This window comes from Huijunlia imazamoxiresistens (assembly GCF_037132455.1).
Taxonomy (GTDB): Bacteria; Bacteroidota; Bacteroidia; order Chitinophagales; family Chitinophagaceae; genus Flavisolibacter; species Flavisolibacter imazamoxiresistens.
Genome location: NZ_JBBBEI010000001.1, coordinates 457,182 through 472,858 on the forward strand (window position 1 = coordinate 457,182; position 15,677 = coordinate 472,858).

The 15,677-nt window shown below is 58.3% G+C and carries 10 protein-coding genes; 5 read left to right on the forward strand and 5 right to left on the reverse strand.

Annotated elements, in window-relative coordinates:
* Positions 1 to 17: 17 nt before the first annotated feature.
* The 5 genes from V9K67_RS01545 to V9K67_RS01565 form a co-directional block, all read right to left on the reverse strand.
* Positions 18 to 1,985 carry an alpha-L-arabinofuranosidase C-terminal domain-containing protein gene (locus tag V9K67_RS01545; RefSeq protein WP_336719578.1) on the reverse strand — a complete coding sequence of 656 codons (1,968 nt, stop codon included), beginning with the start codon at positions 1,983 to 1,985 and terminating at the stop codon, positions 18 to 20.
* Between the two features lie 56 nt (positions 1,986 to 2,041).
* A complete protein-coding gene (locus V9K67_RS01550) occupies positions 2,042 to 3,385 on the reverse strand; it encodes a glycoside hydrolase family 88/105 protein (protein ID WP_336719579.1) in 1,344 nt (447 codons plus the stop codon).
* 177 nt (positions 3,386 to 3,562) lie between these two features.
* Positions 3,563 to 4,798 carry a glycoside hydrolase family 28 protein gene (locus tag V9K67_RS01555; protein WP_336719581.1) on the reverse strand — a complete coding sequence of 412 codons (1,236 nt, stop codon included), beginning with the start codon at positions 4,796 to 4,798 and terminating at the stop codon, positions 3,563 to 3,565.
* 522 nt (positions 4,799 to 5,320) lie between these two features.
* The gene (locus V9K67_RS01560; protein WP_336719582.1) at positions 5,321 to 7,282 is read right to left on the reverse strand and encodes a RagB/SusD family nutrient uptake outer membrane protein; all 1,962 of its coding nucleotides are present in this window, start codon (positions 7,280 to 7,282) and stop codon (positions 5,321 to 5,323) included.
* 81 nt (positions 7,283 to 7,363) lie between these two features.
* Positions 7,364 to 10,597 carry a SusC/RagA family TonB-linked outer membrane protein gene (locus tag V9K67_RS01565; RefSeq protein WP_336719583.1) on the reverse strand — a complete coding sequence of 1,078 codons (3,234 nt, stop codon included), beginning with the start codon at positions 10,595 to 10,597 and terminating at the stop codon, positions 7,364 to 7,366.
* A 436-nt stretch (positions 10,598 to 11,033) separates the two neighbouring features.
* On the opposite strand from V9K67_RS01565, the gene V9K67_RS01570 reads away from it, so the two are divergent.
* The 5 genes from V9K67_RS01570 to V9K67_RS01590 all read left to right on the forward strand — a co-directional run bounded on the left by V9K67_RS01570 (position 11,034) and on the right by V9K67_RS01590 (position 15,661).
* A complete protein-coding gene (locus V9K67_RS01570) occupies positions 11,034 to 11,654 on the forward strand; it encodes an NUDIX hydrolase (RefSeq protein WP_336719585.1) in 621 nt (206 codons plus the stop codon).
* Between the two features lie 125 nt (positions 11,655 to 11,779).
* Positions 11,780 to 12,796, forward strand: a complete 1,017-nt coding sequence (locus V9K67_RS01575; RefSeq protein ID WP_336719587.1) for an LLM class flavin-dependent oxidoreductase — start codon at positions 11,780 to 11,782, stop codon at positions 12,794 to 12,796.
* A gap of 157 nt (positions 12,797 to 12,953) precedes the next feature.
* A complete protein-coding gene (locus tag V9K67_RS01580) occupies positions 12,954 to 13,343 on the forward strand; it encodes a VOC family protein (protein ID WP_336719589.1) in 390 nt (129 codons plus the stop codon).
* A 660-nt stretch (positions 13,344 to 14,003) separates the two neighbouring features.
* Positions 14,004 to 14,765: a hypothetical protein gene (locus V9K67_RS01585; protein ID WP_336719591.1), complete on the forward strand. Its 762-nt coding sequence runs from the start codon at positions 14,004 to 14,006 to the stop codon at positions 14,763 to 14,765.
* 191 nt (positions 14,766 to 14,956) lie between these two features.
* Positions 14,957 to 15,661, forward strand: coding sequence for a DUF6250 domain-containing protein (locus tag V9K67_RS01590; protein WP_336719593.1), 705 nt, complete (start codon positions 14,957 to 14,959; stop codon positions 15,659 to 15,661).
* Positions 15,662 to 15,677 lie beyond the last annotated feature (16 nt).

The following is a 15,677-nucleotide window of genomic DNA, read 5'->3' on the forward strand; positions in this document are numbered from 1 at the left end:
TAATGGTTGCCCATGCCTTATTTTACCTGTACCCGCACGACGTTCAGCGACAGGGGCTCCAGTGCCAGGGAGACCGCGTTCCCTTTCAGCGAAAGGTCCCGCTGCGCGGGCTGAACGGCCTGCGGTTCGTCCAGGGTATTGATGGCCTGCCGGTCCGCCGACCGCAGCACGTGCAGCGTTGCCTTCTTTGCCGGGCTTTTCCCAGTAATCTCCACCGTGTACGGACGGGCAGAGCCCGATACATTCACCAGCTTCACGATCACCTCGCCGGTCTTTTTATCAAAGGTCGAGGAGGCATACACGCTGTCCTGGCCGGTCACCGGCCGGCCCCCTGCAAGGATAGGTAGCACGTCGGTGCCTTTATTGGTAGAAAATAGCTTTTGCACATAGTAGTTGGGCGTGCCGACGGAGCGCAGGTTGTCGAACCAGATCAGGTCGGGCCGCCATTGCCAGGCTTCCACGTGGGCCAGCAGGGGCGCATACGACGCCATCTGCACCACCTCGGCATTGCGCTCCAGTCCCGTCATGAAGGCCGCTTCCGACAGGGCGCTCATCCAGGTATTCTTCGATTCCGGCCGGGCATCATCCTTCCCGTGCGCCGCATATTCACCGGCAAACACTTTCGGACCCTTGCGGTCGTAGCTATCATAGCGGCTGGCATTTTGCAAAAACCATTCGGGCGGCTTGTAGTAGTGCTCGTCCACCAGGTCGGCCTTGAGGGTACGCAGTTGCTTCCAGGCATATTCGAAGCGCGGACCCTCGGGGGCAGGGCCGGCAGCCGCCACCAGCTTTACTTCGGGGTGGCGCTGTTTCAGTATTTTTTCAAATTCCCGGTAGCGCTCGATGTACTGCTCGTCCCACTGCTCGTTGCCTACGCCCAGGTACTTGAGGCCGAAGGGCGCGGGGTGGCCCATATCGGAGCGCAGCTTGCCCCATTTGGAAGAAACGGGACCGTTGGCAAATTCAATGAGGTCGAGGGCGTCCTGGATGTAGGGGTCCAGCTCGGGCATCGCCACCACTTCGCCGGTATTGTACTGGCAGGCCATGCCGCAGTTGAGGATCGGCAGCGGCTCGGCGCCTACGTCTTCCGACAGTTGGAAATACTCATAAAAACCCAGGCCAAAGGTTTGGAAATAGTCCGGCGCATTGCGGGGGGCGCGGAACTCGACGTTCCAGCGGTTCATGATCAGTTTGCGGTCTTCGAGCGGGCCCACGGTGGTCTTCCACTGGTAGCGGTTGGCCAGGTCCCTGCCTTCCACGATGCAGCCGCCGGGGAAGCGGATAAAGCCGGGTTTGAGGTCGGCCAGCCACTGCACCAGGTCGGCCCGCAGGCCGTTGGGCCGCTTTTGCCAAGTATTTTGCGGAAACAGGGAAATTTGATCGAGGTCGATGCTGCCGGTGCCTTCCACATAAATATTCAGTTTCCCCTTAACGGCCGTATCGGTGGCGGCCAGGGAAACGGAATGCTGTTTCCAATCCGGGGTAAAGCCCTGCAGCGAAGCGCTGCCGATCTTTTTGCCGGAGGCGGACACCAGCTCCACGGTCAGCTTCAGGTCGCCCAGCCCTTTGCGGGCCCAAAGCGAAAAGTTATAGCCTTCGCCGGCCCTGATGCCCATGCCGCGGAAGCCTTCGTTGGTCAGCCCATAGGCCCCTGCGGGGGCATCGACCGTAAGGCGGGCGTAGCGGGGATTCTGCGGCCGTTCTTTTTCTTCGTTGATCACCAGCACCCTGCCCGTGCCGCCATTTTTGAGTTCCTTCCAACCCATCAGGGGGGTGGAAAATTCAAAAGAGCGGTTCTTGACCAGCTCGGCATAAAGGCCGCCGTCGGCGCCGAAGTTGATGTCTTCGAAAAAGATGCCCCACATGGTGGCGGGAACGGCCGTTACCGGCTTGTTGGCCTGCACCGTCAGCTTTTTCTGCGCAACGGCCGGCAAGCCGGCCCAAAGGGAAAAGGAAAGGAGAAAAGGAAAGTAATGTTTGGTCATCGGCAAAAACCTTGAAAGGGAACCGGGACCGGGCCAGCCGATCCCGGTTCTCCGGGTTATTTTTTCAGTTGGATGGAGCTGTCGTTGATTTCAAAAGCGTTGTTCTTCACCAGGCGGATGATCTCGGCGCCTGCCAGCAGCACGGGGCCATAGCCATGGGCCGCATACACGTTCACCGGGCGGTAGTAGTAAAACGCCGGGTCGAACGACATGCCGGTGCCGACGCAGGTGTTTTCCACCTGGCCTTTTTCGTTCACCTGGGTGGTCACGGCATTCCAGCCCAGGATGGCCATGCCGGAATAAGCCAGCGGGTCGAGCCAGCCCTTGTTGATGCCGCGGGCCAGGCAATAGGTATAAATGGCGGTGGCGGAGGTCTCGAGGTACGAGTCGTTGCGGTCGAGCAGCTGGTGCCACAGGCCTTTACCCGACTGGAAGGCGGTCAGCCCCTTGGCATGGGCGCGGAACTGTTCCAGTACGGCGGCACGTCCGGGATGGTTTTCGGGCAGCACGTCGAGCAGCTCGGCCATGGCCAGGAACGCCCAGCCGTTGGCACGGGCCCAGTGGAACTCGGGGTGCACATTCATGCCCTGCACCCAGCCGTGCATGTAGATGCCCAGCTCTTTATTGAACATGCGTCCCGAAAACTGCACGATCTGCTTGACGGCATCGTCGTAATATTTGGCATCGCCGGTCAGCTTGCCCATCTGCGCCAGGGCCGGCACGCTCATGTACAGGTCATCCAGCCAGAGTGTGTTTTTCTGGGGCCGGTTGCGGGCCAGCGTCCCGTCGGGCAGGCGGAATTCTTTATGGGAAATATAGTTGATGAAGGTGTCGATCTGGGGCCGCAGCGCAGGCGAACCGCCGGCACGCAGGGTCTTGATCATGGCCGCGCAGATGGCGCCGCCATCGTCGAGCGCATGCGGGGCTACCGGCTGGCGCAGGGGGTTGGTCGACAGGGGCTGCTTTTTGTACAGCGTGCGGAAGGCGGGAACGGCATTGGCGATAAAGCCCAGGCGGTCTTTGCTGTAGGCCGTATACCGGTTGTCGCCGGTGGCCTCTCCTATTTCCAGCATGCCCATATAGGTCACGCCCCATTCGTAGGAAGTCAGGCGGAAGTCGCCCTGTTTGATGGCCACGTTGGTGTCCACATTGGACAGGTTGGTCACGGCGGCGCCGGTTTTTTTGTGTACAAAAGCGGCCGGCGTTACCGCGTCGAGATAAGTGAACACACGGTCCAGCACGCTTTTGACGGCAGCGGTGGTGGGAATCTTGTAGGGAACGGGATAGTCGGGCTGCAGCAGGTGCAGCGGCGCGGTAACGTCGTTCGGCTTTCCCTGTGCAAAGCCGACGGCAGAAGTGCCCATCAGCACTGCCAGTAAGATTTCTTTGGTTCTGTTCATGTTTCCTGTATTTAAAAGTTCACGAGTTCACGCGTTCACCAGTTCACGAGTTACCCTGTTCCCCGGTTTGGAAAGCAGTTAGCATATTTGTTGGTTGTTTGCCGTTCCCGGCCGCCTTTCCTATGTTGTTCGTTCACCCTGACTTTTTCCTGTTGCCTATTGTCAATTGCCTGTTGTCTATTTTTTTTCTATCACTTGTTTCAGACCCGACAGGTCTATTTGTTCCGCGTGTTCGACCACCAGTGTCTTTTGAGCGCGGAGGGAGCACTTTTTGAAAACTACGCCCCTGATGGGACTTGCTGCCAGCCCGCGGATGTCGCCCACGGAGGTTACGGTGCCCTTTATTTTCACCAGCCGTACATTGCGCACCACCGGGAGTACCGCTGCCGGCGGTTTCACCGGCGGCACCATGCGCCAGGCCATGTTGAATTCAACCGCCTTGCGGGTGTTGTTCAGCCGGAAGTTTTTGTACGTAATGTTTTCCACCACCCCACCCCTGCTGGGCTGCGATTTAAAGCGGATGGGCGCCCAGTTGTCCGTCTCCGCGATACAGCGGCGCACCACGACGTTCCGGATGCCGCCCGAGGTTTCACTGCCCATGGCCACCCCGCCGTGGCCGTAGCCGAACCGGCATTTTTCGATCACAATATTTTCGCTGGGCCGGGCCACCCGCAGGCCGTCCTCGTCCTTGCCGGATTTTATGGAGATGCAGTCGTCGTTGACGTCAATAAAGCAGCGGGAGATTTTTACGTTGCGGTCCGAGTCGATGTCGATGCCGTCGGAGGAAGGGATGTTGTGGTTGGCGGTAATATGAAGCCCGGTCAATTCCACGTTCTCACAATAAAGGATGTGCACGCACCAAACCGCCTGGTTGTGCAGCCGCAGGCCTTTGACCACTACGTTGCGGCTGTTCTGGATGCCGATCAGGCGGGGCCGCATCCACCGGGCGGGGCCGCCGCCCTGCTCCCTTTCGTTGCGGATCATTTCCAGCCAGCTGTCGCCAGAGCCGTCGATGGTGCCTTCCCCCGTCAGGCTGACGCCGTCGAGGCTGTCGGCATTCACCAGGGCGCACATGTAGTTCATTTCGGTGCCCTCCCAGCGGGTGGCCACCATCGGGTAGTCGTCGCGGTTGACGGAACCTTTCAGCACGCCCTCCTTTTCTACGCGGAGGGCTACCCCTTTTTTCAAAAACAGGGCGCCGCTGACAAATATCCCGGCCGGAACCACCACCCTGCCGCCGCCTTCGCGGGCGCAACGGTCAATGGTTTGCTGGATGGCCGTGGTATTTAACGTCCTGCCGTCGCCCACCGCCCCGAAATCCGTAACGATATAGGTTTTCTGACGGTTGGAGGGAGCAGCATTTGCAACAGAAACAGTGAAAAGGAAAAGGAAAAAGAAGTGAAGGGGGCCCATGCTCCTACGGCAAAACGGTAACGTACTGCCATGCGGAAGCAAAAAAAAGTTCTTTTTCATAACAAGCGTGAACGTCATATGGCCCAACACATATTTAAAGATAGGACCGGAGGGACATAAGTTTTCCGTTCCTATCAAAAACAAGCATAAAAAAATGGTCCCCTGTTCCGGATCCAAACATTTCTATGGCCGCAGCAACAGGATAAGTGCTTAAAAATAAACAACAACGGAAGGTAAGCGTCCTGTTCCGTCCTGAAACCTCACCCCCGGCCCCTCCCGCTTAGGCGGGACAGGTTCTCCATCTGGAGGGGGGTGCCCAAACTACAGTCTTATCCTACAGGTTGGCACGAATAGCTTTTCTGTAAAACAGAAAAGCCCTTTCCAATTTGGAAAAGGCTTTTCTGTTTTTATGGTACTCCCTCTGCCCAACCAGTAGGAAAAGATTCAAGTTTGGGCACCCCTCTCCAGATGGAGAACCTGTCCCGCCTAAGCGGGAGGGGCCGGGGGTGAGGCGGGTAAGGCCTAATTATAGCCCGGGTTTTGATAAGCCCGCTTTTGTTCATTGGTCATCGGTTGCCCGTCGACGGTAGTGAGGTCGATCTGGATCTGCGGAACGGGTCGCAGCTTATGGAAGGGCTGGATGCTGCCCGCATCTTTGTTAAACAGCTTGGTCCGCTCCAGCAGGGTCTCGGTCCGTACAAGGTCTTCCCAACGGTAAAATTCTCCGCAGAGTTCCCGGGTCCGTTCGTTCAGGATAAAGTGAATGAAACGGGCCGGCGTGGTGGTGGCGCTGGGCGGGTACTTTTCGCTGGCCGCATTGGTGGTGAACAGGGTTTCCGTGGCCATGAGCTGCGGGTAGGTGCTGTTGACATCGCCCTGGGTGCCGCCTTCGAACATCCAGTAGTGCGGGTTCTTGATTTCGCCGGCACGATAGGCGCCCCGTTGCCGCAGGATGTTGACATATTCCAGCGCCTTGGCGTAGTTGCCCAGGCGCCCATAGGCTTCGGCGGCGATCAGGTAGGTTTCCGCGAACCGGGCCAGGGTGCCGTTGCGCACGCCCCGCTGTTCGTTAAAATTGCTGGTCACCCGTACCGGGTCGAGGTGTTTCACCAGCGTCAGGTATTTGTTGTTATTAAAACCCTGCCGCAGCTCCCCGTTGGAACCCCGGAAGTAGCGGGCGAAGACACGGTAGCGGTAGCGGGCCAGTACGGCGGTATCGATCGCGGTGGCTGGGGTATTTACAATAAACAGGGCGGCCGTATCGCCGATGCCGAATTTTCGTTTGCCCACCAGGTCGGGCCGGGGCGCATTGGCGGCGGTAAAGGTGGGCACGCCGGTGTTGGTATTGGAAAAGTAAACCGTGCGGAAGCTTTTGTAAAACCGTGAATCGTTCTTGCGGTCGTAGATGTCGATGGTATAATCCGAGGGGCCCAGGCGCCGGAAGGGACGGCCGTTGAAGTTATCCGCCTGCCGCGACAGGCCGGGAATGCCCTGGTCGTACTGCATGATGAAATAGGTATGGGTCTGGTTGCCCTGGGGCCCGATCAGGTTCAGGTTCGTATTGAACTGGGCGGCCAGGATAATTTCCCGGCTGGCCTGGGCTGTTTGGAAGCGTGAATAGTCGCCCTTGGGGGCGGCGCCGTTTTCGCCCAGCGGCGGCGGGGTGTTGGTGGCATAGACGCCGTTCCAGAGGTTGGCATAATCGGGTTCCAGCGTGTAGGCACCGGACGTGATCACCAGGTCGGCAAAATAAGCCGCGCTGTCGATATCGGTAGGCTGCTGGCCCCGCTGGTCGGTTACGGCGCTGCCCCGGGTCAGGTAGGCCTTGGCCAGGAAGTGGTTGGCCGCTCCCCGGGTGGCCCTGCCCGGCTCGGAAGCGTTCGTGGCCAGGTTGGCGGAGGCGAAGCGCAGGTCGGAAATAAGGGTGCGGTACACTTCGGGAACCGGCGACCGCGGAAAGTCGGTGCGCACGCTGAGGCTGGAGGTATTCACGATCGGGATGGCCCCGAATTGCTGTACCAGCTGGAAGTAATAATACCCCCTGAGGAACCTCAGTTCCGCGAGGCGCTGGGTCTTCTGCCCCTCGGTGCCCAGGGTCAGGGAAGTGGGCTCGTTCAGCGCCGGTATGCGTTCGAGGCCGAGATTGCAGCGGTTGATGCCAAAATAGTTGTTGACCCAGAGGCTGTTGATAAAGCCGTCGCCGGGCGCCAGCCGGGCGTCATAGGTATTGTAGTAACTGAAGTTGTACTGGTCGCCCAGGATGAATTCGTCGGTGCCGAAGTTCCAGAGCAGGTAGGATTGCTCGTCCTCGTATTTGAAGCGCAGCGGGGAATAGGCCGAGCGCACCAGGTCTTCCAGCCCCTGGGCGGTATTGTAATAATCGTAGGAGAGCTGGGTGACCAGTTCTTCTTCCACGAACTTTTTGCAGGAAGTGCCGGCCACCACCAGGAGGCCGGTCAATATGGGCAAGAGGGCTTTTTTCATTTTGTGGTATTTACGTATGGGTTGAGAGGAACCAAAGGGGGCCGGTCCACCGACCCCTTTGATCCGTTTGATCCGGCTGAACTAAAATCCAAGGCGTACACCCAGCACAAAGCTCCGGAAGCTGTAAGAAGTAGGACCGGCGCTGGAGTTCCTGCTCGACGGATAGGAGGTCACAAACGGCAGGGTTTCCGGGTCCACGTCCTCCACCTTGCTCCACAGGAAGGGGTTCAGGGCATTGAAGAAAATGCTGGAGCTGGAAGCCTTGTACCGGCTGACGAATTCCTTGGGCAGGCGGTAGGTGAGCGAAATGCTGCGCACCCGTACAAAGGAACCGTCGCGGAAGGTCATCGACTGCCAGAAGGGTTGCACGTCCACGGTACTGTTCACCTGCGGCCACTCGTTGGTGGGATTGGTCGGGGTCCAGTAGTTCAGGTAGGGACCCGCCTGGCGCCCGTTGGTCTGGGGCCGCAGCACCCTTACCGTGGAGCCTCTGCGGACATACACATAGATGCCCAGGTCGAATCCTTTGTAGGAGAGCGTGCTGTTGACGCTGCCGATCCATTTGGGCACTTCCGATCCCAGGGGCACCTTGTCGGCTTCGTTGAGCAGGGTGTCGCCATTGGTATCCTGGGCGCGGATGCGGCCGGGCTGCATGCGCACATCGGCGCGGTTGCCTGCTTTCTTCCAGTAATAGTCGGCCAGGATGCCGCCGCGCAAGGTATCGGCATATTGGAAAACCCCTTCCTGCTGCCAGTCATAATACGTGCGGATGGGCCAGCCCAGGAACCACTGGTTGCCCACGTTGTCCTGGTCGTCTCCGCCAAAAAGTTCCACGATCTCTTCCTTGTTTTTGGTAAACATGAAGTCGGTGATCCACCGCCAGCCGCCCGGCTGGTTGATGTTGGTGGTCGACAGGCTGATCTCGATGCCGCGGTTGCGGATCTTGCCCAGGTTCACCAGCACCTCGGGAAAGCCCGAAGCGGCCGGAAGCGAGCGGTTCTGGATCTGCTGGGTGGTGTTGGACTGGTACACATCCACCGTACCGGTAATGCGGTTTTTCCACAGCCCGAAATCCACGCCGGCATTCAGGGCGTTGGTCCGTTCCCAGGTCAGATCGGGCAGCGGCAGGGTGCCCGGGCCAAAGCCGGCGGCGGGGTTGTCGGCCCAGTTGTAGGGAATGCGGGTCAGCAGGCCGCGGCCCTGGTAGGGCCTGATGGAGGAGTTGCCCACCGAGCCGTAACCTACCCGCAGCTTCAGGGAGTTCAGCACGTTCACCGCGTCCATAAAGGGTTCGGCATCCACCTTCCAGGCCAGGGCGGCGGAAGGGAACCACAAACCCTTGTGGCCTTCGGTGAATACGGAGGAGTTGTCGTTGCGGACGCTGAGGGTCACGTTGTATTTATCCATCAGCGAGTAGTTGACCCGTCCCATGTAGGACAGCAGCTGGAATTCGGCCAGGCCGCCGGAGCTGGTGGTGGTGGATAAGGCGTTGTTCTGCAGCGAGTACCATTTCTGGCTTTCGTAGCTCAGGTTTTCCGCGTTGGAGGTCAGGGTGTCGCCCCGGATCTTCTGCAGCTCCTGCAGCAGGGTGAAGGAGAAGTTGTGGTCGTCGCCGATCTTGGTGTCGTAGTTGATGATGTTGTCGAAAATCCAGGTCAGGCCGTTGCGGATCGAATAGGAAGCATTGGCCGGGTTTCCCTGCCGTACCGAGGAGATGGTGCCGTTGAAGGTGCCCCTGCGCACGTTGGTGGCGTCGATGCCGAAGGCGGCCCGGTACTTCAGGCCTTTCAGGATCGAGACTTCGCCGAAGACGCTGCCGATGAGGCGGCTGGTCCGGTTTTCTTCAATCACGGTATTGGGGTCGTTCAGCGGGTTGACGATCTGGGGGTCGTTGCCGGGGAAGAAGATCAGGTTGCCGGCGCTGTCGTAGGGCAGGGCCAGGGGGATCATGCCGATGGTGCCGGAGTACACCGACGGACCCACGTTCTGCTTCGACCAGGTGTAGTTGAGGTTGCCACCGATATTGACAATTTTCGCCGGCCGGAAGTCGGCGGTCTGGTTAAAGGTGTAGCGGGTATAGTCCTGTCCGAACTCGATGCCTTTCTGTTTAAAATAAGAGCCGGAGACGGAGGACCGGAACTTTTCCGAACCGCCGGTGACCGAGAGCTGGTGGTTGGTGGTCAGGCCGGTACGCAGGGCCTGGTCGGCCCAGTCGGTGCTCCGCACTTTGGAGGGGTCGTACTGGGCCACGCTGTCCAGTACGGCCAGTCCCAGGTTGCGCAGCAGGGTCTTTTCCGCTTCGGAGGTGGCGCGCTTCTGGTACACGAAGATGTTGTTGGTGGGGTCCAGCCGGCTGAAGTTGTACCCCATGGCTACCGACTGCCACACGTTGGGATCGGCCCGGAACAGCACGTAGTCGGTGGCGGGGTCGGGGAAGTACAGCGAAGGGATGGCCGTGCCCTGGGAGGTATTGTAGGCGCGGGCGCTGATGTAGGCGTCGCGGCGGTACTGGGCCCAGCCCGGCCCGTCGAACACCTTCATTTTGCGCAGGATCTTGTCCTGCGACACGCTGCCGCTGTATTCCACCGCTACGCGGCCGGCCCGGCCTTTTTTGGTGGTGATCTGGATCACCCCGTTGGCGCCCCGCACCCCGTAGATGGCAGTGGCGGAAGCATCTTTCAGCACGTCCATGGATTCGATGTCCAGCGGGTTGATGTCGTCGATGCTGTAACTCTGAGGAATGCCGTCCACAACATAAAGGGGTTCGTTGGTGGCGCCCAGGGAGCGGTTGCCGCGGATGCGGACCGTGGCGCCGGCGCCCGGACGGAACGAGCTCATGTTGGCATCCACGCCCGGCACGCGGCCCTGGAGGGCCTGGGTGACGTTGGTCACGGGCACCGCCTTGATTTTTTCGGAGCTGACCGTGGCGATGGCCCCGGTAACGTCGCCGCGGCGTTTGGTGCCATAGCCCACCACCACCACGTCCTGCAGGGAGGAGCCGGTCGGCGTCATTTCAACGGCCACCTGGCCCTGGCTGGCCAGCGGCAACTGCTGCTCGGTGAAGCCCACATAGCTGATGATCAGCGTGGAGGTGGGGTTGGGAGCGGTGATGGAAAATGTACCGTCGGGCTTTGAAACCGTGCGGGTCTGGGTGCCTTTCACCTGGATGGTCACCCCTGCCAGGGGCGCGCCACTGGTATCGGTAACAGTACCGGTTACCGGGAATCCCTGTGCCAGGGCGGAGCGTGGAATATTGAAAATGAGAAGGGTCGCAAAGAAGATCTGCAACCAATAGCGGGTCAAGTTTCGTTTCATATGACCAAGGTTTAATGGAGGAAGTAAACAATAGAGGAATTAAATGTAACATTTTTTATAAATCGGATGTCCGACTGGTTTCCAGTATTTTAACAAGCTCATCTTTTATTTTACTTTAGGTTCTGGCCGGAGGGGGGACGGGCCGGTGGGACCGGGCTCTTCTTGCGGGGCACAGCTTTGATGCCTTGAACATAACCGTTAGGATGGAAGCCGGTTGGCGGCAAAGGAAGAAGGCGGTCTGGCTCGGAAAAGCAGGTGTTCTTCATCTGGAGCAATTTTGACGTAGGCAAGTATCCTGACACCTCCCCAAATATTGTTCCTTTCCTTAATAGCTCATCTTATACGCGGAGGCTTTTTCGTTTGTACCCTCCCGTGGTCCGGGGTAAAAAATAAAATACGGTGGGCCTGGTGTTGCCCGGAGGCATAATTTTACGCCATGAACGGATCCCTACTCGAAGTACTGAAACGGCTGAAGGCCCTTTCCGATACCGGACTGCTTTACAGTAACAATGACTATGACAAGGAACGCTACCAGGAGCTGCGGGAGATCAGCCTGGGCCTGCTGCAGCAGATAAGCGGGCACAGCCTTGATGAGCTGGCGGAAAGCTTTCCCCTGGTAAAGGAATATCCTACCGCGAAGGTGGACATCCGGGCACTGGTGCTGTCGCCGGAAGGCAGGATCCTGATGGCCCGCGAAAGCGCCGACGGCAGGTGGTCGTTGCCGGGAGGATGGGCCGATGTGGGCCATACCCCGGGGGAAACGGTGATCAAGGAGGTGTTCGAGGAAACGGGCCTGGAAGTGGTGCCCCAGCGGCTGCTGGCTGTTTTCGACAAACGGAAGCACCCCCACCCGCCCCAGCCTTTTTATGTCTACAAGCTGCTGTTTTACTGCACCGCCGTGACCTCTGGGATCCGCAAAGGTTTCGACGTGCTGGACGTGGACTGGTTCGAGATTGACCAACTGCCCGAACTGTCCGAAGACCGGATCCTGAAAAGCCAGATCGAGCTGGGTTATAAAAAAGTCAAGTCCGCCGATCTGGAAACCTATTTCGATTAGCCCCAGGTCTTGGCGGAATTGGTTAATTGGTTAATTGGGCCTTGACGGCAGGACGGTCCCAAATTCCTAATACCCAAATTAACCAATTAACCAATCCCGCCTCAGGCCCTAAACCCCTTCCCGCTATGGACCCCAAACCCTTCTCCGCGCTCCCGATTTCGTTGCTCGACCTGGCGACGGTGGGCGAAGGCCGCAGCCCGGCGGAAACCTTTCAAAACAGCCTGCGGCTGGCCCGGATGGCCGAGCGGTGGGGCTTTCGCCGCTTCTGGCTGGCCGAACACCACAACATGGAAAGCGTGGCGTCTTCGGCCACCGTGGTGCTGATCGGCTTTATTGCGGGCGGCACCTCCACCATCCGCGTGGGTTCGGGCGGCATCATGCTGCCCAACCATGCCCCCCTGATCGTGGCCGAACAGTTCGGCACCCTGGAGTCGCTCTACCCCGGCCGCATCGACCTGGGACTGGGGCGGGCACCCGGCACCGACCCGGTGACCTCGATGGCCCTGCGGCGGGAGCGGCTGGCGGCGGGGTATGACTTCCCGCAAAACATCGAAGAGCTGCGCACCTACCTGTCGGCGGAAAACCGGACGGGCCGGGTACGGGCCATCCCGGGCGAAGGCCTCGATATTCCCATCTGGATCCTGGGGTCGAGCACCGAAAGCGCCTGGCTGGCAGGATCGCTGGGGCTACCTTATGCCTTTGCCTCGCATTTTGCACCGGCCCAGCTGCATGCCGCCCTGAACCTGTACCGGCAGCACTTTACGCCATCGGACCACCTGAAAGAACCCTACATGATGGCCTGCGTCAACGTGGTGGCTGCCGATACGGACGAAGAAGCCACCCGCCTGTCCACTTCCTTCCTGCAACTGGCCGTGGGCCTGGTACGCGGCAGGACCGCTCCCCTGCCGCCCCCGGTAGAAAGCATGGAAGGCAGGTGGACCGAATGGGAGGAAGCGGCGGTACGGGCGTTCCGCACCTACACCTTTGTAGGGGCGCACGACCGGATCCGGAAGGACCTGCAGGAATTCGTGGACCATACAGGGGTGGACGAACTGATGGTGGCCTCGCACATTTATGACCCGGCGGCCCGCTTACGGTCGTACGAGATCCTGCACGAGCTTTGGCAGGAACGGAAGGGATAATCCGGAGCGGGAATGACTGAAATCAGTTTTTCCCGCGGGCGGGCAGGTCATCTTTGCCGCAGGAAACGGATCAGAAGCATTCCCGGCCGGGTGTCTGCCGCAATTTTTTAATGGAAGGGAAAGCCTTTTCTTTACATTCAACCTAACGGAAACCATTATGCTTAAAGTGAACAGCGTGCACCATATTGCGATCATTTGTTCGGACTATGCCGTTTCCAAAGCGTTCTATACCGGGGTGCTGGGGCTGACCATTATCCGGGAAGTGTACCGGGAAGAACGGGATTCGTGGAAGCTGGACCTGGCGCTCAACGGCACCTACGTGATCGAGCTGTTTTCCTTTCCCGACCCGCCGCCCCGTGTATCGCGGCCCGAAGCCAGGGGCCTTCGTCACCTGGCCTTTGAAGTAGAGGACGTGCAGCAGGCGGTAGCCTGGCTGCAGCAAAACAACGTGGTAGCCGAGTCGGTGCGGGTAGACGAATACACCGGCAAGCGGTTTACCTTTTTTACCGACCCCGACGGCCTGCCGCTGGAATTTTACGATAAATAAATCTGGATGGATACAAACTCCGAATTACGATTTTCTATTATTTCCTCAATGGAAGCAAATGATTTTCGATACAGATCGACGCAGGTTTCAGAAGGATTTTGAACTTACCATATTCTGGCTGCTAATTCAAATTCAATAGGGTCCTCCCTAATCAATGAAAGCACGATTATCATCACTTGTTTACCTTCTTTCTTTCGGAGCGTAAAGCCCAGCAAGTCCTGCTGGCTTTCCGGCTTAGTAAATCCTATGGTGGGAGATATGGAAGAACCCGCTTTAAATAATGAAAAATAATTATTAAAAAAATTTCGTTTGTTGTTTCCCTTGCCTTGCCGAATCCAGATTATAATAGAAACGAAACGAACACAAAATTATCCGGAAGCCTTGAAAACCAAATACCCAAAGAAAACCCGTTAGTACTTCATTCCGTATCCAAACGTTTGCCCCGAATGAATCCTTCGCTTCCTGAGCGGGAAGCCTGCCGGCAGCAGGGTCGCTCCCTTCCGCCGCCTCCAATGATCCGGCCCGTTTTCTTATCCAACCCATTTCCCGAACCGGTTCCACTGACCCGTTTCCTGTTGCGCAACAGGAAGCCCCCATCGCGTACCCCCTATCCATTATCCCCTAAACCATTTCATTAACCATTTAAAAAACCTTGTTGTTATGAAAGCTTTGAAATTATCTGTATTCGCCCTCTTTGCCAGTACCATGTATTTGACTTCCTGTCAGAAAAATCATGATAAGGAGATGGACACCGCTCCCGCTGTCAACAGCGCCCGGGCGGCCGACCAGACCCTCAAAATAAAAGAACCCGAAAAACTTTTTGAACGCTCGATCCGCATCTCCGATGCCACCAATACCCGGACCGCCCAGCTGCGCTTCCGCGCCGTTAACAAAGAAACCCTGGACAAACTGGCACTGGACGACCTGGAAATCCGGCTGGTGAACACACCGACCAGCCTGCTGCAACAGCCCAACCCCGGCAAGTCCTCGGAAAAAGGCGCCGCTATGGCCTCCCGGATGGGCGCCCAGCGCACGGCTACCGGTAACGACGTGAAAATACCCGAGAACGCCGTACTGGTGGACCTGCCCCTGGAATCGAAGAACACTCCCGTTTCCATCGAAGTACGCAATAAATCGACAAAAAGCCTGACGGCCGACCCGGCAGCGGCGGCCCTGGCCACCACTTCCCTGTATTACTATAACTCCAGCTGGCACCGGGTGCAGGTGACGAACTTCCATACCAACCCCGTCTATGCCTCCTTCTACTATCATTTCTGGGGCTGGAAGTTCTACTCCGGTTATGCCTACACCCTGTACCGGAATGGCTGGGGCTACTACTACAACTGCGTATCCTCGGTGGGTACGAATGTAACCCGGTACGGCGCATTCTGGTACCGCGTGACCTGGTGGACCTATTGCTAAACAGTTTAGAGGAACGGTTCCCTTCCCCCCACATCGGCCCGACCCTTTCGGCCATGGCCACGGGTTTTGGGTGCGGTGAACGCTGAAAAGGCGGCAAACGACAAAAGGTTGTTTGGCCGCCTTTTTCTTTCGGTTTACTTTTGACCCTTCATAAAACCCTATTTTTCAAGGATCCTAATAATTTTTCGGTCATGCATGCCTCCCTGATATTCCTGTTTGCGCTGCTTTCCGTTGGGGCTTTTGCCCAGCCGGGTAGTCCCGCTAAAACCGGGGGTACCGGCGGTACGCTCCTCTTTTCGGACGACTTTACCGGCAGCCTGGATACCACGGTTTGGATAGCTGAAATAGCGCCCAAGCCCCCGGCGGCGGTGTACACCCGGGGCGGACAGCTGTGGCTGGATACCCGGGGCGGCGTGACGGTCTGGCTGAAGAAAAAGCTGGGCGGCAACTGGCGCATCGAATATACCCGCCGGGTGGTGGTCGATACCGGCAGCAACGACCGGCTGTCCGACCTCAACACCTTCTGGATGGCCTCCGACCCCCGCAATCCCCACTTGTTTACCCGCGACGGCGTGCTGGAATCCTACGATTCGCTGCAGCTGTATTACGTAGGACAGGGCGGCAACTCCAACAGCACCACCCGCTTCCGCCGCTACGAAGGCAACGGCCAGCGCACCCTCGTGCAGGAATATACCGACACCGCCCACCTGATGCAGGCCAACAGGGAGTACACGGTCTCCATCAGCAAAACGGGCCCTAACGTTACCTACGCGGTGGACGGCGTGGTGTTCTTTAGCTGGAACGATCCCCGGCCGCTGCAGGAAGGCTATTTTGGCTTCCGGTCCACCAAGTCGCGCCAGGCCATCGGCAACATCCGGGTATACCGGCTGCCGTAAGTGCTCCGGACCGCCT